The sequence below is a fragment of the Ferribacterium limneticum genome (assembly GCF_020510565.1).
In the GTDB taxonomy this organism is placed as follows: Bacteria; Pseudomonadota; Gammaproteobacteria; order Burkholderiales; family Rhodocyclaceae; genus Azonexus; species Azonexus limneticus_B.
On the sequence record NZ_CP075189.1, the window covers coordinates 2,868,242 to 2,894,210 of the forward strand.

21 protein-coding genes are annotated in these 25,969 nt (G+C 53.7%); 5 read left to right on the forward strand and 16 right to left on the reverse strand.

The genetic code is table 11. The features are described from left to right. Positions 1–44: 44 nt before the first annotated feature. The 4 genes from KI610_RS13800 (at position 45) to KI610_RS13815 (ending at position 2,331) form a co-directional block, all read left to right on the forward strand. A complete protein-coding gene (locus KI610_RS13800) occupies positions 45–1,025 on the forward strand; it encodes a restriction endonuclease (protein ID WP_226495539.1) in 981 nt (326 codons plus the stop codon). Positions 1,026–1,119: 94 nt separating this feature from the next. After that, entirely contained in the window at positions 1,120–1,404 is a 285-nt protein-coding gene (locus KI610_RS13805) for a DUF4124 domain-containing protein (RefSeq protein WP_226495540.1), read from the forward strand. Between the two features lie 54 nt (positions 1,405–1,458). Then, positions 1,459–1,734 carry a YHYH domain-containing protein gene (locus tag KI610_RS20090; protein WP_226495541.1) on the forward strand — a complete coding sequence of 92 codons (276 nt, stop codon included), beginning with the start codon at positions 1,459–1,461 and terminating at the stop codon, positions 1,732–1,734. Positions 1,735–1,749: 15 nt separating this feature from the next. Continuing rightward, positions 1,750–2,331: a thermonuclease family protein gene (locus tag KI610_RS13815; RefSeq protein WP_226495542.1), complete on the forward strand. Its 582-nt coding sequence runs from the start codon at positions 1,750–1,752 to the stop codon at positions 2,329–2,331. A gap of 46 nt (positions 2,332–2,377) precedes the next feature. Here the strand turns inward: KI610_RS13815 and KI610_RS13820 are convergent, their stop codons facing one another. The 16 genes from KI610_RS13820 to KI610_RS13895 all read right to left on the reverse strand — a co-directional run bounded on the left by KI610_RS13820 (position 2,378) and on the right by KI610_RS13895 (position 24,638). Further along, a complete protein-coding gene (locus KI610_RS13820) occupies positions 2,378–3,130 on the reverse strand; it encodes a sulfite exporter TauE/SafE family protein (protein ID WP_226495543.1) in 753 nt (250 codons plus the stop codon). A gap of 60 nt (positions 3,131–3,190) precedes the next feature. Then, positions 3,191–4,222: a GTP 3',8-cyclase MoaA gene (gene moaA / locus KI610_RS13825; RefSeq protein WP_226495544.1), complete on the reverse strand. Its 1,032-nt coding sequence runs from the start codon at positions 4,220–4,222 to the stop codon at positions 3,191–3,193. Between the two features lie 27 nt (positions 4,223–4,249). After that, positions 4,250–5,266: a ketol-acid reductoisomerase gene (ilvC, locus tag KI610_RS13830; RefSeq protein WP_226495545.1), complete on the reverse strand. Its 1,017-nt coding sequence runs from the start codon at positions 5,264–5,266 to the stop codon at positions 4,250–4,252. Positions 5,267–5,338: 72 nt separating this feature from the next. Then, entirely contained in the window at positions 5,339–6,082 is a 744-nt protein-coding gene (locus KI610_RS13835) for a nitroreductase family protein (protein ID WP_226495546.1), read from the reverse strand. 9 nt (positions 6,083–6,091) lie between these two features. Continuing rightward, a complete protein-coding gene (locus KI610_RS13840; protein ID WP_226495547.1) occupies positions 6,092–9,541 on the reverse strand; it encodes a pyruvate carboxylase in 3,450 nt (1,149 codons plus the stop codon). Positions 9,542–9,697: 156 nt separating this feature from the next. Next, complete coding sequence (locus KI610_RS13845; protein WP_226495548.1) at positions 9,698–10,351, reverse strand: 3-oxoacid CoA-transferase subunit B; 654 nt, start codon at positions 10,349–10,351, stop codon at positions 9,698–9,700. Between the two features lies 1 nt (position 10,352). Next, on the reverse strand, positions 10,353–11,015 hold the full coding sequence (gene atoD / locus KI610_RS13850) for an acetate CoA-transferase subunit alpha (RefSeq protein WP_226495549.1): 663 nt from the start codon (positions 11,013–11,015) through the stop codon (positions 10,353–10,355). A gap of 18 nt (positions 11,016–11,033) precedes the next feature. Beyond that, the gene (locus tag KI610_RS13855; protein ID WP_226495550.1) at positions 11,034–12,113 is read right to left on the reverse strand and encodes a hypothetical protein; all 1,080 of its coding nucleotides are present in this window, start codon (positions 12,111–12,113) and stop codon (positions 11,034–11,036) included. 31 nt (positions 12,114–12,144) lie between these two features. Beyond that, positions 12,145–12,984, reverse strand: coding sequence for a 4Fe-4S dicluster domain-containing protein (locus tag KI610_RS13860; RefSeq protein ID WP_226495551.1), 840 nt, complete (start codon positions 12,982–12,984; stop codon positions 12,145–12,147). Positions 12,985–13,013: 29 nt separating this feature from the next. Beyond that, positions 13,014–15,992, reverse strand: a complete 2,979-nt coding sequence (locus KI610_RS13865; RefSeq protein WP_226495552.1) for a molybdopterin-dependent oxidoreductase — start codon at positions 15,990–15,992, stop codon at positions 13,014–13,016. 116 nt (positions 15,993–16,108) lie between these two features. Beyond that, positions 16,109–17,044 carry a VOC family protein gene (locus KI610_RS13870; RefSeq protein ID WP_226495553.1) on the reverse strand — a complete coding sequence of 312 codons (936 nt, stop codon included), beginning with the start codon at positions 17,042–17,044 and terminating at the stop codon, positions 16,109–16,111. 88 nt (positions 17,045–17,132) lie between these two features. After that, a complete protein-coding gene (locus KI610_RS13875; protein WP_226495554.1) occupies positions 17,133–17,996 on the reverse strand; it encodes a fumarylacetoacetate hydrolase family protein in 864 nt (287 codons plus the stop codon). Positions 17,997–18,043: 47 nt separating this feature from the next. Further along, positions 18,044–20,431 carry an efflux RND transporter permease subunit gene (locus KI610_RS13880; protein ID WP_226495555.1) on the reverse strand — a complete coding sequence of 796 codons (2,388 nt, stop codon included), beginning with the start codon at positions 20,429–20,431 and terminating at the stop codon, positions 18,044–18,046. Next, a complete protein-coding gene (locus KI610_RS13885; protein ID WP_226495556.1) occupies positions 20,428–21,513 on the reverse strand; it encodes a WD40/YVTN/BNR-like repeat-containing protein in 1,086 nt (361 codons plus the stop codon). Before KI610_RS13885 ends, KI610_RS13880 begins: the two co-directional genes overlap by 4 nt. Before the next feature lie 81 nt (positions 21,514–21,594). Beyond that, complete coding sequence (locus tag KI610_RS13890; RefSeq protein WP_226495557.1) at positions 21,595–22,950, reverse strand: DUF1329 domain-containing protein; 1,356 nt, start codon at positions 22,948–22,950, stop codon at positions 21,595–21,597. Between the two features lie 14 nt (positions 22,951–22,964). Further along, positions 22,965–24,638 (reverse strand): DUF1302 domain-containing protein, encoded by a 1,674-nt coding sequence (locus tag KI610_RS13895; RefSeq protein ID WP_226495558.1) that lies wholly within the window; start codon positions 24,636–24,638, stop codon positions 22,965–22,967. Positions 24,639–24,956: 318 nt separating this feature from the next. On the opposite strand from KI610_RS13895, the gene KI610_RS13900 reads away from it, so the two are divergent. Next, entirely contained in the window at positions 24,957–25,697 is a 741-nt protein-coding gene (locus KI610_RS13900) for a GntR family transcriptional regulator (RefSeq protein ID WP_226495559.1), read from the forward strand. Positions 25,698–25,969 lie beyond the last annotated feature (272 nt).

The following is a 25,969-nucleotide window of genomic DNA, read 5'->3' on the forward strand; positions in this document are numbered from 1 at the left end:
TGATCCAGAATCCTTCAACAACTGACAAATAGGCGTGGAATCGCGTGGGGCGTAAGCGAAAAGAAACACTGCTGGATATTGCACTTTTTTCCACCTGGCCAACGGCTGGTGTGATTTCAGTCGGGATCCTGTTCTTTGGTTACGTATTGGTGCCAGCACTCTTCAATCACAACCAATTCCTTAAACCCCTGGCGGCAGGACTACAGCCATTGTTCCTAATTCTGGGTTGCGCGTTTGGAGCGATCTCACTGTTCAAATGGATTGGTCAGCTAAAAGAGTCGGCCAAAGCGCCATCACTTGAATTTGGCCGTAGATCATTGCCTCTTCAGTCGAATAAAAGATATAGGCGGGAAGACGTCGGAAATTCAAACGCGGGACGTATGGATCCAACATGTGCTCCCAAAGATCAGACCGGAAACACGCAGAACGAACCCAAGATCAAAGAATGGTCTCTTGCGTTGATTCAGTCGATTGAGTGGAAACGATTTGAAGACGTGTGCCAGAAGTTTTATGAGCAGAAGGGCATCCGTAGCGAATGCACTCCACTGGGGCCAGATGGTGGCATCGACATTCGGCTCTTCCAAGAAGAAAGCACGCCCCAGCAAGCCACGGCAATCGTTCAATGCAAGGCATGGGGAAGTAGCTTTGTCGGCGTGAAGCCAATTCGCGAACTCTTGGGGGTGATGGTCCACGAAAAGGTCAGTAAAGCCTTCTTCATGACAAGTGGCAAATACTCCGATGAGGCCAAAGCCTTCGCCGCACCGAATCGAATTACGCTGATTGATGGCGCTATGTTCCTGGCCATGCTCCAGCGGTTGCCAGAGGCTCCTCGCCAACAGCTTCTTGAGTTTTCTACTGCTGGCGACTTCAATGTGCCAACCTGCCCAAGCTGTGGCACCAGTATGCGCTTGGTCCAGGGAAAGGAAGGCCTGAGGGATTTTTGGGGATGCTTAAATTATCCACGCTGCAGGCAAACGCTAGGTGCTCGTCGCGGTACTCATCTGACCACTGCTTACTACCAGTAGCCTCTTGTCCCTTGATCTCTGCAACCAGGCTAATATTTTCGCCCCCAATCGCATAGGCGGCTCACTTGCCTAAGTTGAGTCCAAAAGACAAATCATGAACTACGTACGACCCAGCACTATTGTTCAATCGGCGATGCTTTTTCTTTTTGCATCGTTATTTGCAGGTGTATGCAGCGCCGAATCCTACAAATGCAAGCAATCCGATGGAAAGTTGATTTATCAAAACTGGCCGTGCGGGAGCAAGGCGGAAATCGAGAGGCAGTCGGACAAACAACCTGATTTCCCAAAAATCGTGGCATGTGGATTGATTTCGGGACTGGAGGGTACGGGTAAAGCGTTAATTGGCAAGAAACCTGAGCCAGCCAACTGCACGAAGTAATTTTGGCGAGACCTGAGCTGGGAGCTATTGATGAGAAAGCAGAGAGTAAGAATCATGGCCACATTTTTGTTCTGCACTCTTGCGAATTCCGTGGCCGCTCACGGGGGCGGACTTGATGCAAATGGCTGTCACTTCAAGCGTTCAACAGGGGAGTATCACTGTCATCGTGGCAGTGCCCTTGCCCCAGGCAACTTTGCCGCCCCCCATCGCGGGGGCAACTCGCAAGCACCCAATTATTTAATTACACCACAAGTCGATAGCACTTGTTACACCGGCCCACGAGGCGGCAGATACCGTATCGTCAATGGCCGGAAACGCTACGGTTGCTAAGGCCTAGGCGATAAGATGAACTTAATTGGAATCTTTTTATCCGTCATAGCAATCAGCGCCCACGCCGATACGCTCAACGGCTACGTGGTCAATATAACTGACGGTGACACCATCGTTGTCCTTGACGCCAATCGCCAGCAACACAAGATCCGCCTGGCTGCCATTGATGCCCCCGAGAGCAACCAGGCGTTTGGATCGCGTTCAACTGAGAGCATTGCCAACTTGACTTTTAACAAGACCGTAACGGTTGAGTGGAAAAAGAAAGATCGAGAACGCCTGATCGGCAAGGTGCTGATAAACGGTGTAGACATCAATCTCGAACAGGTGAAAGCCGGCATGGCCTGGTGGTACGTGAAGTACGCCAAAGAGCAATCAACTGTCCACCGGCGCATTTATGAGCAGGCAGAGTTGCAGGCCAGGGTGCAGCTGCTTGGCCTGTGGGGAGACGCGAACCCGACACCGCCGTGGGAGTTTCGCCATGCCAAGGATGGAGCGCAGCTGGAGGCGCCGTGTCCATGCTCTGGTACTGTGAGCTGCACAGGTCCGAAAGGCGGGCGGTATTGCACTGCCGAAAATGGCAGGAAAAAGTATCGGTAAGTGCTTCAGGTGTCTACCGGCCAACTGAGCTGACACGTAGTGGAAATTAAACCATCACTCCGTCCCAAAGTAATTTGAAACCCGATAGTCCTAGGGCATAAGTAGAAATCAGATAAAAAGGCCTCTCGGGAATATGCTTGAGCAATCGCACGCCTGACCACACGCCAATGGGGACGATGGGAAGTAATACCAAGGACATCGTGAGCGTTTCACGACTAAACAGGCCTAGTCCAAAGTAAAAGGGCAGCTTAGCCAAGTTAATGAAGGCAAAAAAGAATACTGTTGTCGCAACAAATGTTTCTCGAGGTTGGCTCCATGAGAGCAGATAGATCATCACCGGTGGGCCACCAGCATGGGCGAGCGTGCTGGTGAAACCAGATCCAGCTCCGCACAGCCATCCGAAATATTTAGATGGGCGCTGATCAATAGCCACCTTACCTGCTTTTCTTAGCAAGCGATCAAGCGAAAAACATACAGCGATCAACCCAACCAAGCTCTTAACCAAATGATCAGGCATCACGCCAAACGTTAGCGAACCTATCACTATGCCAGTCAGAGCACCTGGAATCATTATCTTCAAATCATGCCAATCAGCCTTGCCTCGCCACGCTCGAATACCAACCAAGTCCATGACAATAAGTATGGGTAGCATGACTGCGGCAGCATCCCTAGGAGATATCCAGATGGACAGAAATGGCACCGCCAAACCACCCAAAGCCCCCCCAAGGCCCGACTTTGAAATCCCTGTTATCAGGATCGCTAGAGCCGTAACCGCCCAACCAGTAAAACTCATTTCCATAAAGAATTTGCCACGGTCATCAATGGATTGTCACAAACCAGTACGCATGCACTGAGAAATTTAGCCGCCAGTCATAGACATAAACCGAATCACGCTTGGTGACTCCATCTGGCTGGAAAAATCGTGCCCAAATGGCTTTATCCCCATGCTATCGACTATGGCTTGGCGCAATTCTTCGTTGCATAACTTGGATCGCAATATTGGAAGCAAATTTACGACATCGTTCTGGCCAAGACAGGGGTACAACTCACCCTTGGCAGTAATCCGAACGCGGTTGCAGGTATCGCAAAAATTGTGGCTATGCGGCGAAATAAATCCAACTCGAGATTCAGAACCGCTCACTTTCCAATATCGCGCTGGACCACCAGAGGTCTCTGATAACAAACTCAAATCAAAACATTCCGAGATTCGAGCTCTTGTCTCTTCGGCTGAAATATAGGTTCTGCTGCGCCCGGCGATACCGCCGAGTGGCATTTCCTCAATGAAGGAGATATCCAGCCCATTGTCCACGGCGAATCGAACGAGATCAATGAACTGATCATCGTTGACTCCACGCATCATCACTGTATTTAGCTTGGTTCGTCTAAACCCTGCTGCACCGGCAGCAGAAATCCCCTTAAGTACATCCGCCAAGGATCCGGTGCGGGTGATCTGCCTGAACTGCTCTGCTTTTAGGGTATCCAAACTAATGTTGAGGCGCTTTACCCCTGCATTTCTGAGCCCTTGGGCATAACGCGCTAACTGAGAACCGTTAGTTGTCATGACCAAGTCATCAAGGCCTTGCATAGCGCCCAAACGTTCGATGAGCCACATTGCGTTCTTACGCACGAGCGGTTCGCCTCCCGTAATTCTCAGCTTGTTCACTCCTAACCCGACAAAAACCGAAGCAACACGAAGACACTCATCCAAACTCATCACTTCATGGCGAGGAAGAAATATCATCTCCTCCGCCATGCAGTAGTTACAGCGAAAGTCACAGCGATCTGTGATCGAAAGGCGCACATAGTTTATTCGACGCCCATGCTTGTCTACGAGAGCAGCTATGGCTCTACGATGAGTTTCACCAGAAGCGTCTCTCGATAAATGATGCATAGCTGCAAGACTCTCGTTAGTTACTGACTAGTTTTTTGCCTGGTCGACAAGACGCTGCTCGGTGAGCCAAGGCATCATGTCGCGCAGCGTGGAACCAACCGTCTCGATCGGATGCTCGGCATTCAGACGACGGCGAGCCGTCATGGCCGGGTAGTTGGTACGGCCTTCAAGAATGAACATCTTGGCGTAATCACCGTTCTGGATGCGCTTCAGGGCGTTGCGCATGGCAGCACGCGACTGCTCATTGATGACCTCGGTACCGGTCACGTACTCGCCGAACTCCGCGTTGTTGGAGATCGAGTAGTTCATGTTGGCGATGCCGCCTTCGTACATCAGGTCGACGATCAGTTTGAGTTCGTGCAGGCACTCGAAGTAGGCCATTTCCGGCGCGTAACCGGCTTCGGTCAGGGTTTCGAAGCCCATCTTGACCAGTTCAACGGCGCCGCCACAGAGAACAGCCTGCTCGCCGAACAGGTCGGTTTCGGTTTCTTCGCGGAAGTTGGTTTCAATGACGCCACCCTTGGTGCCGCCGTTGGCAGCAGCGTACGACAAGGCAATATCCTTGGCCTTCTTGGTGACGTCCTGGTACACAGCAATCAGGGACGGCACGCCGCCACCCTTCAGGTACTCGGAACGCACGGTATGGCCGGGGCCCTTCGGGGCGACCATGATGACGTCCACGTCGGCGCGCGGCACGACCTGGTTGTAATGCACGTTGAAGCCGTGAGCGAAGGCCAGCGCAGCGCCCTTCTTCATGTTCGGGGCAACTTCTTCGTTGTACACCTGCGGAATGTTTTCATCCGGCAACAGGATCATGACCACATCGGCGCCCTTGACTGCCTTGGCGATTTCTTCGACCTTGAGGCCGGCCGCTTCGGCCTTCTTCCACGAAGCGCCATCCTTGCGCAGACCAACCGTGACCTTGACGCCGGAATCCTTGAGGTTCTGGGCGTGGGCATGGCCCTGCGAGCCGTAACCAACGATGGTGACCTTCTTGCCCTTGATGAGGGAGAGATCGGCGTCCTTGTCGTAATAAACTATCATGCGTTCGTTCCTAAATTTTAATAACCAAAACGGGGCTTTGATCAGACCGGTTAATAAGCGCTATCGATCACATCATTCATCGAAAGCGAAGCCTTGGCTCCGAGCCACCTTGGCGGTCTTTGGAAAATAGATGCGCTCATAAAATGAAGCTGTATTTGCTGACCAAGGAAGACCATCTGATCTACCAATGCTCTGCCAGTAAGCCAACATCTCTTGGTCATAGCCATGGATGGCATCGGCTATGGCTTCTGTGTGGTAGACCTCGTCGTGCCTAAAGGTTGAGATAGGTAACCGCGGTTTCCGTGGCGCAGATTTCTCAACATGGCCAATACACAAACCAACCAGCGGAAATGTGAGTGGTGGCAATAGCAAAAGGTCAATCATCGCCTGAGGATCTTTTCTGATACCGCCAATAGGTACGATGCCCAACCCTTGAGCCCGAGCGGCAACCATTAGATTGGCCAAAGCGATTCCAGCATCAAGGGTACCAACAGCGAACCCTTCAACGCTTTCGTGAATAATCTGCTGCTTGCCCGCCCACTCGACGCCTATTCGGGTTTTCTGAAAATCAATCACCAATGTTATGAAGACCGGTGCTTTGGCAATCCAAGCCTGTCCGCCTGCGATATCAGCAATCCGAGCTTTTCTGGCGACATCCCGTACAACAACAACTGAAATATGCTGCCCGTTAATTGAAGTTGGGCCTCGATACGCTGAGCTGATAATTGCGTCGAGTATCTCGTCGCTCACCTGCTCGGACGAGAACATCCTATCGCTGTGATGGCCTTGAAGTAACTCGATCATTTCTTGGGACATGTTTAATCCTTAATCAATTTCAATCAGCAAATCTTTTGCCGCAATGACATCGCCCGGCTTGATGTGGATGGCCTTGATGACGACATCACGTTCAGCACTCAACATCGTTTCCATCTTCATCGCCTCGATGGATAGCAGAGGAGCGCCCTTCGCCACTTTCTGCCCCGGCTTGACGGAAACCGTGACCACCATGCCTGGCATCGGTGCGCTGACATGGTTGGTATTGCTGCCGTCCGCCTTGGCTCTAGCCTTGCTGGCGCTCTCCAGACCTGCCTTGGGAACCCGCGTTGTGCGCGGTTGGCCGTTCAGTTCGAAGAAGACCTTGATCTTGCCCTCCTCGTCCGGCGCTTCTGCGCGGCCTGTCTGACGCACGACGAGGGTCTTCCCCTTGTCGATGTCGATGGCGACTTCTTCCCGATCCTGCAGGCCGTAGAAGAACGGTGACGTGGGCAGCAGCGACACGTCGCCGAACTCCCGGCGATGCTCGGCGTAATCTCGGAAGACCTTGGGGTACATCAAGTAGGAAGCCAGATCGCTATCGCTCGGGTGACGGCCGATGGCGTGCTCCAGTTCCTTGCGCTTGGCATCGAGATCGACCGGTGCCATGAAGTCACCAGCCCTTCCGGCCAATGGCTTTTCGCCCTTGAGGACTTTGGCTTCCAGGGCTTTGGGGAAGCCTTCCGGCGGGAAGCCCAGTTCGCCCTTGAACAGGGAAATGACCGACTCCGGGAAGGAAATGTCCTTGTCGGGATTGCTCACATCCTCCGGTTTCAGATCGTTGGCCACCATGAAGATCGCCATGTCACCGACCACCTTGGACGTCGGCGTGACCTTGACGATATCGCCAAAGAGGCGATTGACCTCGGCATAAGCCTTGGAGATTTCCGGCCAGCGATGCTCGAGACCCATGGCGCGTGCCTGCTCACGCAGGTTGGTGTATTGGCCACCCGGCATTTCGTGGTTATAGACGTCGGAAGTGCCGGAGCGGATTTCAGGTTCGAAAGGCGCGTAGTAGTGGCGCACGCCCTCCCAGTAATGCGACAGCGATTGCAGATTGCCGAGGTCCACGCCGGGATCGCGCTCGCTGCCCTTGAGGGCGGCTGCAATGGAACCAAGGTTGGGTTGCGAGGTGAGCCCCGAGAGTGCATCGAGCGCCCCGTCGACCGCATCGCATCCGGCCTCCACCGCGGCCAGTACGGACGCCGCAGCGATGCCGCTGGTGTCATGGGTATGGAAGTGCAGCGGCAGACCGATCTCATCCTTGAGCGCCTTGACCAAGGCGGTGATGGCGCGTGGCTTGCACACCCCGGCCATGTCCTTGATGCCGATGATGTGGGCGCCGGCCTTTTCCAGTTGCTTGGCGAGCTTGACGTAATAGGCAAGATTGAATTTCGGCCGGCTGCTATCGAAGATATCGCCCGTGTAACACAAGGTGCCTTCGCACAAGGCACCGCTCTCAACCGCCGCATCCATGGCGACGCGCATGTTCTCGACCCAGTTCAGGGAATCGAAGACGCGGAAGACGTCGATGCCGTTGGTGGCCGCCTGCTGCACGAAGTAGCGGACGACGTTGTCGCTGTAATTGGTGTAGCCGACGGCATTCGAGGAACGCAGCAACATCTGGAAGAGGATGTTCGGTACTTGCTGGCGCAACCGCTGCAGGCGCTCCCAAGGGTCTTCCTTCAAGAAACGTAGGGCCACGTCGAAGGTCGCACCACCCCAGCATTCCATCGACAACAGGTTCGGTGCCATCCGGGCGTAGTACGGGGCGATGGCCAGCATGTCGTGGGTCCGCATGCGTGTCGCAAACAGCGACTGATGCGCATCGCGCATCGAGGTATCGGTGAGCAGGACCTGCGGCTGGGCCTTCATCCACTCGGAGAAGCCTTTGGCCCCGAGTTCCTTGAGCTTGTCGCGGGTACCGGCCGGGATCGGTGCGCCGAGGTCGAAGGCTGGCTTGATCGGACGCGCCAGCGGCAAGGGCGGCAGTTTTCGCCCCTTCATCTCGGGATTGCCGTTGACCGTGACGTTGCCGAGGAATTTGAGCAGGCGGCTGGCCCGGTCACGGCGTTTGACGAAGTTGAAGAGTTCCGGCGTCTCGTCGATGAAGCGGGTCGTGCAGGCGCCCGTGCGGAACAGCGGATGGGCAATGACGTTCTCGAGGAACTGCAGATTGGTGGCCAGGCCACGAACCCGGAATTCGCGCAGTGCGCGGTCCATGCGCTGCGCGGCTTCGTCGCTGCTGTGGCCCCAAGCGGTGACTTTCACTAGCAGCGAATCGTAGAACGGCGTGATGACAGCGCCGGAATAGGCGGTGCCGGCGTCAAGCCGGATGCCGAAGCCTGCTGCGCTACGATAGACGGCGATCTTGCCGTAGTCCGGGGTGAAGGCGTTTTCCGGATCTTCGGTGGTAACGCGGCATTGCAGGGCGTGGCCGGACATGCGGATGTCGGGCTGTTTGGGAATGAAGGACTCCTCGTCGCCGATGCGATAGCCTTCGGTGACACGAATCTGTGCCTTGACGATATCGACGCCAGTGATCTGCTCGGTCACCGTATGTTCGACCTGGATACGCGGATTGACCTCGATGAAATAGAACTTGCCGGTATCGGCATCCATCAGGAACTCGACAGTACCGGCATGCGTATAGTCGGCAGCGCGGGCCAGCTGCAGGGCCGAAGCGCACAGGGCCTGGCGGGTGGTTTCGTCGAGGTACGGCGCCGGGGCGCGTTCGACGACCTTCTGATTGCGGCGCTGCACGGTGCAGTCGCGCTCGAAGAGATGGACCAGCTCGCCATGGCGGTCGCCGAGGACCTGGACCTCGACGTGGCGGGCGCGACGCACGAGTTTTTCGAGATAGACCTCGTCATTGCCGAAGGCGGCCTTGGCTTCGCGCCGGGCGACGTCGAGCGCGCCGGGCAATTCCTCGGCATTCTCGACGACACGCATGCCACGCCCGCCGCCGCCCCAGCTGGCTTTGAGCATGAGCGGATAGCCGACGGCATCGGCCAGAACCTTGGCTTCGTAGAGATCAAGCGGCAGTGCCGGGGTTGCCGGCACAACGGCAACACCTGCCCGCTCGGCCAGATTTCGGGCAGCCACCTTGTTGCCAAGCTGGCGCATCACCTCGCCACATGGGCCAATGAAGGCTATACCCGCTGAGTGACAAGCATCGGCAAAATCCGGGTTCTCCGAAAGGAATCCGTAGCCCGGGTGAATCGCATCGACGCCAGCTTCCTTGGCGATGCGAATGATGTCGTCGATATCGAGATAGGCCTGGATCGGCTTTTTACCGGCGCCCACCAAATAGGACTCGTCTGCCTTAAAACGGTGCAGGGCGAAGCGGTCTTCGTTCGAGTAGATGGCTACTGTTCGGATACCCAGCTCGGAGGCTGCGCGCAGCACACGGATAGCGATTTCACTGCGGTTGGCGACAAGGATGCTACGGATTTTTTTCATCGACATTTTTCTATCTGGCTTAACGGTGATACATGCAAAAAGAGGCCCGCCGAAGCGGGCCAAAACACTCGATTCATTTCTTTCTGGACATCGGGAGAGACGACCAACTACCAGGAAGCGCAGAGGAGATGCTTTCGAATCGAGCTACTGAAAAAACTAGCAATCAAGTGCCATGGGCTTAAGCCCATCAGCAACAAGCAATGGAGCAGATGTCTTTGCCTTGATCTCATCAACGGTGACATTCGGCGCATGCTCAAGAAGAATGAATTCGCCATGAGATATTCCGAAAACGCCCAGTTCAGTTACCACCATTGAAACGCGAGCCTTTGCAGTCAGCGGCAATGCACAGTGCTGCATCAGACGAGACTCTCCGTCTTTAGTCGTATGCTCCATCGCCACAATGACCTTTTTTGCGCCAGTCACGAGATCCATAGCGCCGCCCATGCCAGGCACCATCTTTCCTGGCACCATCCAGTTAGCCAAGTTGCCGTCCTGATCAACCTGTAGGCCACCAAGGACCGTCACGTCAACATGCCCTCCGCGAATCAACGCAAACGAGGTTGCACTATCAAAGATGGCTGCACCAGGTATAAGTCCACAGGGTTGCCCCCCGGCGTTTACAACACCCGGCTGAGGCTCCCCTATCAACGGACCAAGTCCGAGAAAGCCGTTTTCCGACTGCAGCGTAATTTCAATATCCGCCGGAAGAAATCTCGGGATCATCGTTGGCAAGCCAATACCAAGGTTCACCACATACCCTTCCTTAAGCTCCTGGGCTACGCGGCGAGCGATCAGTTCTTTCGAATCCATTTCAAGCCCCTCTGGACAGCACAATCTTGTCGACAAGCGCGGCGGGCGTCATAACCATATCTGGATCGATTTCACCGACCTCCACCAATTCCTCCACTTCTGCAATCACAAGATCAGCAGCAAAGGCCATCAACGGATTAAAGTTGCGGGCGGCACGCTCATAGACAAGATTTCCCGCCTTATCCGCCCGCTTGGCCTTCAAAAGGGCGATATCGGCCCGCATCGGCAATTCGACAAGGTATTCACGACCGTTAACGACCATCTTGGTTTTTCCATCTTCAACGATGGTGCCAACGCCGGTTGGCGTAAGGACTCCACCAAGACCCGCTCCACCGCAGCGAATTTGCTCTGCCAAAGTGCCCTGAGGCACGAGTTCGACCTCAAGCTCCCCGGCAATCATCTTTTTGCCAGTCAATGGGTTCGTTCCAATGTGTGAAACGATCACTTTTCTGGCGCGCCCCTCAGAGACAAGACGGCCAACGCCGACATTGGGGAATGCGGTATCGTTGCCGATCAGGGTCAGTTTGTTGATCCCTTTTTCCAGCAACACCGAAACCAGTCCCTCAGGAGTTCCGACCCCCATAAAACCACCGAACATAATGGTCATTCCGTCGGCAAACAGCGTACCGACCTCATCCCACTCAATTAACTTACGAACAGTCACTTTTTATTCCTCGAGTAGTTATTGATTGGAGCCGGACTTTCGCAAGCCTAAAGGCCAAAACTGCAGGTAATTCGCATGCGCAACCATTGCAGGAAATGTGACAGCAAGCATGCTGGATGCTAGCCAAAGCTCAAGTGCATAGGGAGGCTCGCCACCGGGCAAAGCAAACCTGCCCAGCACAACCACTCGATACAACTCAAACATGACTACTGCCAGGACACAGGCGATGCCTGTCAAAAACAGGCCACGCCATGGTTGCGCAACTTTTAGTCCTGGCAGTCCTTCGAGCATGACCAGTACGATGAACAACCCGAAAATCAGAGCAACGCAAACCTTGGTCTGGAAAAGTACGAGATCCATTCCGCCATATCCGACAAAGAACCACCAAAGCAGAAAGACAGCGACAGCGATGAGCAGACCATTGGCAATCGCAAAAATTGGCTGCTTTGTGATCGCGGGGAAGAATTTGGCTAGAACAACGACCGGCCAGAAATCGAGCAAGGCCAGAATCAGAATGACGGCCACTGAGGCAATGCTCATAACTAGTGGAATCCAAGCCATGTAAAGGCCGCTGGGATCCAAAACTGCCCGGTAGAAAGGCGCTCCATTCAGGAAACTGAAATTGAAGAAAACGCGGAAAAGCAGATAAGCCAAAGTGTAAGTAACCACCAAAAGGCTGCCACCCAGCCAACCCATGCTCTTACATACAAGACTCAAAGGCCAAGCTTGCAAGGGAATAATCAGCCAGAGTGCTACAGGCACCGTGAAAATCAGATACATATTCACGAAAGGTGTCGGTGGTGAAATACCACCACCAACCGTTTGCCAAGAAACGTAGCCAACCATCACAGCGACCAGCGCACTCAGTGCAAAAAAGCCAAGTCCACGCCACGGCTGAGGCAGATCCGCAATAGCACGCGGATACTCACAGCGCCAAAGCAGGCTGACCACCATCTGCGCTGGAACCATGGCAACTAGAAACAGCGTACCCCAACCCATCAAGAGGTCAGGCGGAACGGAGATGCAGGCAAACAGCGACAAACCGATAACCACAGTTGCGGCGACAACGCCTTTGAATAATTGACCTGAATTTTCCATATTCTCTTCCAAACTGGCGTATAGCTTCTGATTAGGACAAACGGACTTCGCCGAGATAACAACTGTCGTCGACCAGCCCTGTAACATTTGCTAGACCTAAATCTGGGTGTTGGATTTGAACGGAATATATTCCGCTGCCTGGCTCCAGATCGTCGAACTTGAAGTCGCCAAAAACATCAGTCACTTGGCGCCCAATTTCCTTGCCTCCTTGGCTCAGGATCGCTGTGGCGCCAGCAATACACTCGTCCACACCGACCAGTTCAGCGACCACAGAGCCACCAATAAAGCACTTGGAAAAGCGATGCAGGTTCTTGTAGTAGACGCGGGGCTTGGTTCCCAAGTCAGGCTTGAGCACTTCCAGACCCTCTCTCTCGGCCATTACCCTCATTTCGGCATCGCTGACTTTCAATGCCTTCAACGCGCCGGTCGGACAGGACTGGGAGCAACGTGGTTCGTTCCAGCCCTGATCAAGCAGGTGAGCATCGAAGAACCAGGACTGAGGAACCTGATGCTCCTCGTTCCACCAGATGTTGCCATAAGGACAGGTATCGACCAGATCCTTGCGCCCCTTCGCCTTGACCGGGTCGATGATGACAATTCCGTCATCCCGTTGCTTGATGGCCCCAGCCGATTTAGCAACGCAGGGCGCGTTATCACAGTGATTGCACATACTCGGCAGATAGGCTGCGTCAACCATCGTGCCTTCGCCGCGTACTTTCCGCTCGATGCGTATCCATTCATGGCCATGCCTCGGCTGCGGCTTCGAGTAACCAGGGAACTCATTACTCTCGAATTCGTCCTTAAGGGCCAGCGTGCAGTTGTGGCAGTTCTCGCAGCGCGCCACATCAACGATCAGATTCCATTTGCTCATTATGTTTTCTCCTCGTTTCTCAGCTCTAGTCAGGCTGCAACCAACGCTTCGCCGGAGGGTATCCAGCGCTCGATATTGACCAGGCACGAATTCGACCCCATGCCGTCGGTGTTCTTTACCTGTGCACGACGCGGGGTAAGCGTATTGACACACCCACCACGGTCGACCCGGCCAAAGCGCGGATCCATGAAAATGTCGTATTCGGCGCTGGATTCGAAGGCTTTAACAACGCCTTTGGCAATCAAAGGAGATATATCAACTACGCAAACAACGTTGCCGCGGTCATTGAAAACACGAATCAAGTCATGCTGATTCACGCCACGTTGACGTGCATCCTCCGGATTCATCCGCATTACCCAGTAGTAATAGCCATCAACCAGAATGCGGTGATCTTCAATGTCATTGATCGTCGAATCCTTACCGTCGCCATAGGTATGGAAGCTATAGCGCGAGTGCGTCGATACCATCTGGAGCGGATATTTGCCGAACAGTTCGCTGGTCTGAGGACCTTCCCACGATGGGATATAGCGGTTCAAGGCCGGGCGTTCAGGATTGTTCGGATCACCCCGCTGGATGGAACTAGAGACAAATTCGATCTTGCCCGACTGGGTCTGCAATCCCTTGCCAAACTCGCCGGACCATTGCGACGGCAACGGCACAGGTTCGGGCACATCCTTGTGGCGGTCCTCAGCAAACCAGCGGAAATAAGCGGGGTCGCGTGTCTTTTCCGGTTCTGCGGGTACAACGAAGTAACCCTTCTTGATGAATTCCTTCCAACTTGTGTAGTTAACTAGATCGGAGGCCTCGAACATGCGCTTACACCAGTCCAGTTCACTGCAGCCTTCAGAGAACATTGCCCCAAGCCCGAGCCGATTGAGAATTTCAAGGAAAATCTGGTAATCCGACTTGGATTCGCCCAGCGGCTCAATGCATTTGTGCTGGAAGATAACCATGCGATGATTAATCTGGTCAGTATTGTGGTGGATGTATCCACCTGAGTTACCCCAGTCGCTGATATCGACCCGCTCAAAGGACGTACATGCTGGCAGGATAACGTCGGCAAACTGAGCTTCTCCTTCGAACCAGATCGACTGATTGACGACACACTCCAACGATTCATGGCGATACATCTCAACAAAACGATCGGAGTTGGCGACCGTGCCGAAGGAAGATGCACCATAACGGTAAAGCATATGGACCTTGGAATAACCCGGCATCGGGTATTCATAAGGGGCGAACTGTGCCTCCAGTGAAGAACCATCCCAGAGGTAACCCTTGGCATAGCCATCAACAATGGCATCCGGAAGGCGCTGGCGTGGAATCATCTGCTTAACCGGATTCATGGTCAGTACATGCGGCATGCGGCAGTAGGTATTGACCGCACCGGCAGTAAAGTTGAGCTCTCCAGAAATGCCTCCCTCGGCGTAACCGGGGAACCAGAATGCGTGGTCTAGCGGAGTACCGGCCTGCAAGTTACCAAAATTGATGCCCGGCTTACCAAGGCCCTGCATGGCCATCAGCAGAATCATGTGACGGGCCCACTGCGACCCAGTTGCCGAACGACAGGCGCCACCGAACCCGGTACCGAGACCTCCTGCGGCCAGATAAGTCTTCTTTTTCCCCCAACTACGCGCCAGGGCACGGACATCCTTGGCCGGAACACCGGTCTCGGGTTCCTGCCATTCGGGGGTCTTGGGGATGCCATCTTCTTCACCCATAACATAGGCTTTCCAGGCATCAAAACCGGTCGTGCGGGAGGCCACGTAATCCTTGTCGTACAACCCTTCCTTGATCCACACGTACATGATAGCGAGGGCCAAAGCCGGATCTGTGGCTGGCTTGATGGGAATCCAGCGGCCACCGTACAACTGAGCAGTCGGATTCAGGTGTGGGTCGATATGGATAAAATCGATGCCCAATTCCTTCGCCCAGAAGCGGCGCTGAGTCCCTTCGAGGCCGCTGGCGTAACCATTGGTGGTCTCTGGATCGCTCGACCAGAAAACGATTTGCTCAGCCTCTTTCAGGCAGTCTTCGACAAGGCCAGAGAAGCCCGGCAGGCCGACACGCAGCGAATTGCCAAAATGATGCTGGGCGCCCCAATACCATCCTTCCCAACTATCCGGATTTGGATGGACGCGGGTGAAGCCAACGAGGTTGCCAAAGCGCAGCATGGCAGAAAGGTAATAGCCGACGTTACCCCACTGGTGATGCGAACCACTGAACAGTGCCATGGCACCTGGGCCATGCACCTTCTTCTGGCGCGTGATCTCGTTGGCGACTATATCTAGCGCCTCATCCCAACTGATACGCACATATTCCGACTTGCCGCGATTCTGGATGTTGCGCTCGCCGTTCGGATCAAAGTCGACGCGTTTCATCGGATGAAGGATGCGCTTGTCGGAATACACCAGCGACTTAAGACACATGGCATGCGGATTGATCATGCCCCGGCGCTGCGGCGTAAATTTCTTGCCACGAGCAGTGATGGTCCAGCTGGGCGCATCGCTGTTGTCGAGGTCGATTGGTGTCATACGGACGATCTTGTCATCCTTGACGTAGACGAAAAGCGGACCACCGTTGGTATTGGTGGTAAAGCGGACGGTGCCATCCTTCATCGGCGTGCCTAGTTCCCAGCCAGCCGACTGGGTCAGGTTGAGGAGTTGCATGAACCAAACCACGGTCTCGTCTCGACCGAGCACCAGCACCCTGAAATTCTTCGCTGCATGAATCACCTCAGCCTGGCTAACGCCTGGTTTGAGGAAGAGCAGCGCAGTCCGAAGATCGTTGAAGCGCATGGTCACGTCTGGCGCGGAATGGATTCCGGGGTGCGACGTGATTCGGCCACTCTCGATAACGTAATAGCGGCCGATACTGTCATCCTTCAACTTGATCTGAGCGATACAACGCCGACCCTTCACATGATTGCGCACCGCCGGGAAGTTCTTCAGCGATTTGCGAATGATGTGCGTCAGGCCGAACAGAATGACCTTGAGCATGGTTTGTTTCATTTTTGTCTCCTCTGTAGAACCGGGGCTGTTGTCTATCGACTCATTAGTCCGGTAACCAATCGAAATCAGTTACCGGGAGTGAGCCGCACTACCACAGCTTGATAAAGTGCCTGCTATCAGGCTTCGTTGTTATCGACGAAATTGGATGGCAGATCAGGGCCCCACAAATAAAGTGCATTTTCTGGATCGTGATCACCGCCATCCCAAGGCATGCCAGCCGGGATGTAATCGATGTGACAGTTGTATTCCCACCACTTCCCGAACGAGTCCTGAACGTAGTTGAAGTAGTTGGAACCAAGCACATGCCGTCCGACACCCCATTGATTGGGATAGCCTGCCTTGCGCATCTGGGATGAACCGATACCGAGTTTTTCAACGTTCGGCATATCCCACGAGCTGTGGTGAATTCCGCGCCCATTGCTCTTCAGGAAAGCAATCAGGTGGTGGTCACAGCCGTGGCGTGCATAGGTGAATGCAACGATGTCTTGCGAACTGTCCGCCACCTTCACACCAAGGCCTTTCTCGTAAAAGGCCACTGCACGCAGTACGTCAGGCGTGAACAACAGCATGTGAGCAAGACGGCTCGGACCAACCTTTTGCATCGTCGAGCGGAATGCAGCACCTTGAATTCCAGCCGGCACATTGCCGTCCTCCATCTCAGCTTTGCTGTCAGGCATCATCTTCGGAGCAATTCGCAAATGCAGCAACGTACCGTCAGGATCTTTAAACCAGAAGCCTTCGGGGCTTCCAGCCGAATGCGGAGCGGTGACGACACCGCCGGCATCAAGAATCTGCTGGCAAATCTGGTCAAAATCTTCGGCATAGCAACCGAGGCTCAGAAACTCGAAAGACTTCTTCGGGCCGGCCACAACCTTAAGCCAGACGTGCTCGCTGGCACTGGCGCGAACATGGAGTTCTGCACCGCGGCGTTCGACACGAAGGCCATAGGCCAGCATGAACTTCTCAGCTTCGTTCAGGTCCGGCAGGGCCAGGGCGAAGTGGTTGATGGAATGAATACCGGCCTTAGCCCAGCCGGTGTTTGCTGTAGTCATATATTTGTCTCCAAAACAGTTAGAAAGGCTCTCTTGTCGGGGCTTTTCGGGATGACAACAGGCCGCCTTCCCGAGAGTTTGTGGATCGTTATTTCGCAACCACTTTGTTTTCGATAACCCCGACACCTTCAATTTCGGCACGAATGACATCGCCAACCTTGAGGTACTTCGGCGGGTTCATGCCAGCGGCTACACCCATTGGCGTGCCAGTAGCAATCAGGTCGCCCGGTTGCAGTGTCATGATTTGGGTCAGATGGGCGATCTGCTGGTAAATGTTGTAAACCATCAGGCTCGTCGTGTTGTTCTGGCGCTCTTCACCATTGACGGTCAACAGCATATGCAGGTTGTGCGGATTGGAAATTTCGTCAGCCGTGACCAGCCAAGGACCAACCGGGCCATGCGTATCAAAGGACTTGCCCAGCGTCCACGTCGGGCTAGCCCATTGGATGTCGCGTACGCTGACGTCATTGGCCACCATGTAGCCGGCGATGACGGAGGGCGCATCTTCAATCGATACATCCTTGCAAGTCTTTCCGATTACGACACAGAGTTCGACTTCGTAATCGAGCATTTCCGAGATGCGCGGCATTTCGACCGGATCGAACGGACCGGTGACGCAGGAAACCTGCTTGTTAAACCAAATTTGCGTTTCCGGCGTTTTAATTCCCTTGCGGGCCGACTCTTCGACGTGGTCGCGATAGTTCATGCCGATGGCGAGATACTTGGAAGGATTCTGCACCGGTGCCTCAAGCTTGACATCAGCCAGGGCAAGAACAGCTTCAGGCAATGCTTTGGCATCGCGAACCTTATCCATGGCCGCACCACCCTGCTGCAACAAGCTCAACATATCTTGCGGCAGACTGGGTTGGGCGATCGAAAGATCAATAATCTGATCCCCTTCAACTTTGCCAATGCGGGTATGACCAGAGTGGGTAAAAGTGACCAGTTTCATAATTTGTCCTTTTCGATGGTGTGTTTATGATTTGTAGCTAAATTCGCCTACTGCTTCGCAGGCTTGAGAAGGAAGTGACCTAAAGCAGGCAGGAGAATGCCGGCACCTAACATGTTCCAAACGAACATGAAGCCGAGGAGGATGCCCATGTCAGCTTGGAATTTGATGGGCGAGAAAACCCAGGTTGCAACAGCAATACCCAATGTCATTCCTGTCAGTGCAACCACCTTGCCGGTGAATAGCAACGCCTTGTAATAAGCATCCGACAGGCTCATCCCTTCGCGCAGTCGTGCTTGGGTCACGGTCAGGATATAGAGGGCATAGTCGACACCAATACCAACGCCAAGGGCGATCACAGGCAGAGTTGCCACCTTGACACCGATGCCCAGAAAAACCATCAGGGCTTCGCACAAGACCGATGTCAGCATCAGTGGCAACACCGCACAAACCACTGCCTGCCAGGACCGGAAGGTGATGAATGCAAGAATGATCACGGCCGCGTAGACAAACATCAGCATTTCAACGTTTGCCTTCTTAACTACGATATTGGTTGCAGCTTCGATACCTGAATTGCCCGCTGCGTTAAGGAACCTCACCTCGGCGGTGTTGTTACGCTCAGCGAAAGCTTCAACCACCTTGACCACGGCTTCCAAGGTGTCTGCCTTGTGATCCTTGAGGAAAACATAGACCGTCAGCAAGTTGCACTTCTGGTTAAACAGTTCCCGAGGAGCACGCGTTGCGATGGCATTGAGCATGTCCTGGGTACGCGGCAGTTCATACCACTTCAGGCTACCTTCGTTCATTCCAGCAGCGGCTCGTTTGCTCAAGGCAGAGAATGAGTTGGTCGACTCGACACCAGGTAGTTGCTGCAACTCGGACTCAAGGACATCGACTTGGCTTAGTGTGTTGTATTGCACACACTGGAACTCCGGCGTCTTGACCATGACAACAAAGACATCACTGCTCGCCGCATAGTTGGCGGCCATGAAAGCGTTGTCGCGGTTGTAGCGCGAATCGGCCCGCAGTTCCGGAGCACCGGGATCTAGGTCACCAATTTTCAATTGCAGACTGACTACGAACCCGACTGCGCCAAGGATGATCGAAACGACAATGGCAATCGTCGCCCATTTCCGGTGGGTGAAGAGATCGAGGAACTCCCAAAAAGGATGCTTTTTGCGAGCCACATCCTGCTCGTCGCCCCTCTCTTCGGTCAGGCTGCGCTTCGCAGCATTCGCACTGACGCCGGTGTAGGAGAGGACGATGGGCAACAGGATGAGGTTGGTGAAGATCAGACCAGCCACCCCCATGCTGGCAGTAATGGCGAGATCTTTGATAACCGGAATGTCGATGACCATAAGTACAGCAAAACCAACCGCATCCGCCAGCAGCGCAGTGACACCGGCTAGGAACAAGCGGCGGAAGGTGTAGCGTGCTGCCACCAGTTTGTGAGTACCACGACCGATATCCTGCATCACGCCATTCATCTTCTGCGCCCCATGGCTCATGCCAATGGCGAAGACCAGGAACGGTACCAAAACGGAATACGGATCAAGTTCATATCCGAGAGTCGGTAGCAGACCGAGCAACCAGACAACGGCAACCAGCGAGCACGACACGACCAGAGCGGTACTGCGTGAACAACGGGTGTACCAGTAGAGAACCACCGTACAGATAACAATTGCGATGGCAAAGAAGATCAGGACCTGCTCCAAACCATCTATCAGGTCACCGACGATCTTCGAAAATCCGGTGATATGGATTCTTACGCCTTCGGCCTCGTATTTAGTCCGTAGCTCTTCTAGCTGATTCGAGAAGGCATGGTAGTCAAGGCGCTCGCCACCCTCGGCCGTTTCGTTAAGCGGAACGAGAATGATGGTCGACTTATAGTTACCTGCAACAAGTTGGCCGATCTCACCGGATCGCTCAATATTTTCGCGAACCTGGTCGAGACTAGTCGGGCTGCCGTCATAGTTTTCGGGTATGACCGGACCACCATCAAGACCCTCTTCGGTTACACCAACCCAACGCGTTGCCGGCGTCCACAAAGATTTCATGTAGGGACGATCAACGCCGGGCAACAAGAACAATTCGTCGTTCAAACGACGCAAAGTGTCTAGGTATTTGGCGTCGTAAATGGAATCACCAGATGCTTCTACGGCGATGCGCACACTGTTGCCAAGACCGGCCAAGTCCTGACGATTCTCAAAGAAATTGAGAATGTAGGGATGGTTAGCCGGGATCATCTTGTCAAAACTTGCGTTCAGCCGGACGCCCATCGCCTGGAAGCCAAGGATTACCGTCAACAGCAGACAGGCGACCATCACCAGCATGCGATTGTTGAAGAAAGCACGTTCCATCAGGCTGCCAGAACGTGGGTCAAAATCTTTAATATCGCGGATAACCGGATGTTCCGCTAACGAGGAATCGTGGCTCATTTTTTGTCATCCGTGGCAGGTTGAGCTTGGCTTGCGCGACTGATGCCACGCACTCCAGCGAAGAATAGTTTTCCACCTTCTGTCTCAATCAGTGAGTTCAACGGAGTCAGCTTGGGCATTTCAGCCTTGGTAAATCGCTGACCGTCGTCTTTGCTGACGAGTATGTTTCCGCCATCGTCGACCAGCATCACGCGGCCATCTTTCAGGCGGGCACCAGCGGTCAAAGTGTTGTTACCTGGAATTTCACTTTTCTGCCATGTCTTCCCCTTGTCACCAGAGAAGAATGAGTTCCCACGCATACCAAAGGCGAGCAAATTGTTCCCCGCAGTAAGGACGCCAAAATATGTCCCTAGGTAAGGTGTCTTGATGGATTGAAAATTGGCGCCTCGATCGTGCGAAACGTACAGAGAACCTTGCTCACCCGAAAGGTAGACTGCATCTCCTGCGTCATGGATGGAGTAAAAATGCAGTCCTTTGGTATTCTCGATATGCCCCTGAAGAGGCTTCCAAGACCTACCAGCATCAGCAGTTGAGAAAATCAGGCCATAGGCGCCAACAATTAAACCGTTATTCGCATCCGAAAAATAGACACTGAGAAACGGCTTGTCCGGCCCATCTTTGACGAGTCGCTCTGCATCTGCAATTTGTGCGGGAGTTGCGTTCGATTTCTTGGCTTCGCTAGACACAATTTCGGCCGCACGTTTTCCGTCAAATAGCTTTACCCAATTTTGGCCGCCATCTGTGGTGCCGAGCACAATTCCACTATGTCCGGTAGCCCAGCCATTTTGAGCATCGGAAAACGACAGGCTGGTCAATGTCACGCTGACGGGCACCTTGGCTTGATTCCAAGTCTGCCCCTCATCATCGGACCACAGGATCAACCCGCGTTCGCCAGCAGCCACAAGCCGTTTTCCGGCTTTCTGAAGAGAAAGCATGACTGATGTCGTCGTTCGCTCTTGTGTTCGCATTATCGCTGGGCGATCCAGAGCATCTTGCTCGGCCAGAGCCGGCACGCTGCCCAACAACCCAATAATCAGGGTGCAACCAGCCACCGACATGTTTTTTCTCATGTCGAAACTCATGATTTAACTCCTCTGATCGAACGGAAGAGGATTCCCCTCTCCGTTCGACGTTACCTACAACTCGCGATACAACTGCGCTCTTTAGCGAATGCCAGCACCAGCCAACGCATCAGCCGAGAAATAGGCATCAGGACGACGCGGCACTACTTTGTATGGAGACTTCAGGTCGTTGTAGAGGTTATTAACCAGCCAGGTACCTGCTTGCAAATTGAAAACAGTGAAGGTTGTTGAGACCACAGCTGGAATTTCCGGTGCGACAAAAGGCACTGCGTGTTGTGTTCGCCACAACTTGCCTTGGGCGTCGTAACCATCAACCAGCAACACGGACCAGCTATCCTCGTCAACGTAGAACTGCTTTTTCGGCACGACATGGCGTTTGCCAGGAGCCAAGTTAGCCTCAACGACCCAAACACGATGGAGTTCCCAGCGCATCTTTTCGGGGTTCAGGTGATGCGGCACAAAAACTTCATCGGTCTTTGCTAGCTGAAAGCGGTTGTTATTGTAGGGAACGTAAATTTCCTTCTTCCCGACGATCTTCCACTCATAACGTTCCAAAGAGCCGAGGAACATGAACACTTCATCAAAGTAGTTCTGACCCGAGGCTACGAAATCCGGCGTATCGAAGGCGATGGTCGGAGCACGGCGAACGCGGCGCTGGCCGGTCAGGTACTGCCAAGCTTGGCGTCCCTTCCCAATTTGGTCAATTGGATCGCGCAACAGAATCGACTCACCCGCTTTGAACGGAGGGTCAGTCTGCACTTGGCGCAGGAACATGAACTCACCACCGAATTTTTCTAGCGAACCATCCTTCTGGTAATACGGGAATTGGTGATCATCCTTGGCTTCGACAGCCATGGTCCGAGAACCGTCTGCAGCACCAACCCAGACACGGAACGGAATTTCTACAGACTCCCCCTTCCAGCGGAGAAGGTGGTTCCACATCACTTCGGCACCAGTCTTCGGAATTGGGAAGGGAATCCCCCCAAAGGCGTTTTCGATGTTGTTGCCGCCTTGCGTCGACTTTGCACGCGTGGCATTGGCAAAGGTGTTGTCATACACCCATTGCGGAGCTGATGCTGTCCGGTGCGTCGGATACACATCGACCCGGAAGCTCGGATACTTACGCATCAAAGCCTGGACGCCCTCAGACAGCTTGTCTTTATATTGATCCATGTTCTTGGCAGATATCTGCACAGTCGACTTCTCAGCTGCGAAGGGATCGGGGCGCTGTGCACCAGCCTGGTAACCAGCAGGAGCCTTATTCAAACCGCCATCCCAAGATGGAATTGAGCCATCTTTATTGCCTGCTTTTTCTGCACCAAGCGGCGTTAAGGTGGATTTGAGCGCGGCAGCTTCGTCAGCCGTAACCGCAAAGCTCGGCAGTGAGATTGCCCAGAGCGCGGCAATCGCGGTGTTGATAAATGTACGTCTCAGCATGAGTTATCTCCTGGTTAGAACGTTGTTTGGACTGAGAGAGAAAGGAAATCTCGATCGTGCAGGGACTGTGCGCCCGTCTGCATGTAGAGCCCACCAGCCGGTGCATTAACCGTGTTGGGCGTCAGGAAGGCGTTGGCATCCCCAAAGAAATGGGTGTAATTCGCAGCGATCTTCCATTTCTTCTGGTAGTCCGCCTTTAGACCGATACTGAAGTCGCCACCGCGCTCAACCCCACCGTTAAACTTGAATACGGCTGAAGAACGTCCATAGGGGTTGTATCCGATGCCAATCGGCACCGACAGATCGAGTCCCGAAAGGACCTGAAAATATTGCGGAGCAAATATCATCCGAAATGCCATCGCATCCCTAGTCACGTTCGGATCAACCGCCATCGGGTTTTTGTCCACGCTGAGGGTGCGGTTCCAAGCCAACTCTCCCAACAATTCAGCCCCGTCCCACAACGGGCTCTTGCTCATCAGGTAGATTGCTGAAACTTGTGCATGAGCGGTTTTACCTACCGCATAGAGCGGGTTATTGGTGCTGTTGCCTGCCAGGCCGATATCCACCTGCGGGGCTGAGACAATAGGCGCATTCCAGCGGTAGGAAACCTCAGCCGAAACATTGGCCTCACCGATCACCGTACTCAAACTAGCGCCAACCGTTTTAATCTTTTCCGGATACACGAAGCGGAAATTGTTACCGAGGTTCATCATGATTGCAGGGTTCTTGTCGTTGTACTGGGCTGCATAGAAGCCATACTCGACATCGCTGGAATCAGTTTTAAAACGAACCTGGAAACCACCTTGCGGCGCCTCTGGTTTCAAGTCTTCCACCTTAACCATTGCTACCGGAGTTCCCGGCAACAGGCTCTCGGTACCGGCGCCGACAAAGTCCACATCGCTCAAATAAGAACCGGAAGGGGGTAGGCGATTCTTTTCCCACTGGTACTGATAGTAAGCACCGACCGATACATTCGATGAAACCTGTACCTGAGTGGAAACTTGGCCGACGGGGCGAATAATTTCCTTAAACTGGGACCCTGGGACTGACAAAAGCTTGATCAGGTCCATAGGCGCCTGAGCATTTGCAATACCGTTAGCGCCGAAGAACAAACTTTCGCCGTAAAGCACGGTATGTTTACCAAGGCGTACCGTATACGGGGTCTCGGAAGACTGGTCACTCCTGAGGAACAGGAAGGCGTCGAGAACTTCTGCTTTCCGACCCATCATGTCCCGCGTGCCGTTATTGAATTGGCCCGCACCTACGCTGGTCGAGTTAACGCTGTCGGAACTATTGTCATTCCCCCTGTTGTAAACGTCGTCATACCAAGCGGCACCGCTAACACGCGCGCCAATATTCTTATAGGTAACATCGAGCTCGGAAAACAGGTCGACTCGATTAGAAACCAAGCCCCGTTTGAAATTTCGGTCACCGTCATCAAGCTGGCGACCCGGCGCCAAGAAACCAGGAACCATCGCATCACCGGCTGCCACTTTTTCATCGGGATTACTCAGACGGTAAGCCACGCTGTACTTGACCGTATTGTCCCAGCGAACCTTTAGATCCGACTCCCCGGTAGGAATATCGAAAGCCATTACTCCCTGGGAACAACCCAGTGAAGCGATGATTAACGCAACCTTTTTCAGTTGCAGCGCCCTTGGTTGCTGACGCCAATTTGAAGTACCCATTTGCTCCTCCTCCAATGTCCTCGCCGCACCTCGAAGCCTCTCGAGCCACCTGCGACTGAATCCCGCGCTCTTGCGCAATTCGCTAACACAGCCGTGCTTTAGCACCGCTGCAACCTAATGAAGCAACCTCAGAAAGGTGCTGCTCTCCTTTCACAGCCAGAGTTCTTGCGACTCATTTGCGTGAAGGCTGCTCACACGATTTATACATTACGACAAAAAATATACAAAATCAAATAAAAATAATTTGTTCATTTATGCATAATTTTTTGCGTATAGTAGATATTCGCACCCCGTTCGCCTAGAATTGGAGCTGTCACCATGCGACCTTTTGAGATACCCGCTTTGAATACCGATAGAACTGCCACCACATCCAGTCGCCGCCGCCATAGCGATCTGGCAGTACGCACTCAGGCATCCATCCTTACGGATTCAGTGCGACAGGACATCATTGCTGGCGTCTTTCCTCCAGACTCAAAACTCAAGCTCAGAGAGTTGTCAGAGCGGTACGGCGTCGGAGTTATTCCGCTTCGAGAAGCCCTATCGCGGCTAGCAATGAGCGGTTTTGTAGATGCTGAGGATCAGCGCGGTTTTCGTGTTGCCGGAGTATCGGAGGCTGAGTTGCTTGATATCACTCAGGTACGGCAACGACTGGAGGCCGATGCATTGCGTGATGCGATCGAGCACGGAGACATCAATTGGGAAACAGAACTGATGTCAGCTAGCCACAGACTCAGTCGCATTCCGATGATGCTCACGGACCCCGAAGTTGTGCTGAATCCAGAGTGGGAAAGAGCTCACGATGCCTTTCATGCCGCTCTGCTTTCTGGGTCGACTTCGAACTGGCTGCTCAAGCTCGCAGCACTTTTGCGCGAACAAACTGCTCGCTACAGACAGCTATCATTGCGTGCTGAAAAATCCTATGTCCGAGATGTAACCCAAGAACATTTGAGAATTGTTGATGCTGCTTTGGCGCGCGACGCAAACAAAGCGTGTGAACTACTAAAAGAGCATTTCGCAACGACCACTCGCCTAGCTCTCGGAATTCACAAGCCTTCCTGATTTCCCGACTTGTCAAAGCACCACTGAAATTCAGAAACCCTGCCCAAACGTGTGCATTGGCCGATAGCCAAGCCAGTTGTTTGGAGAGACCCCTGCCGGGTGGTTGATCAACCTAATGTTGCGCTTCGCATGAGGCCAGGAGGCTGGCGCTTCCATCCGGGAGTTTTAGGCGCCGATTACTCATTGGCGGAAATCGGAAGCTGCCGTTCGATGAAGAAGATCGACAACAGCAGCTGCAATATTCACAACGCTCGCGCTGCCCGCTAACCCTA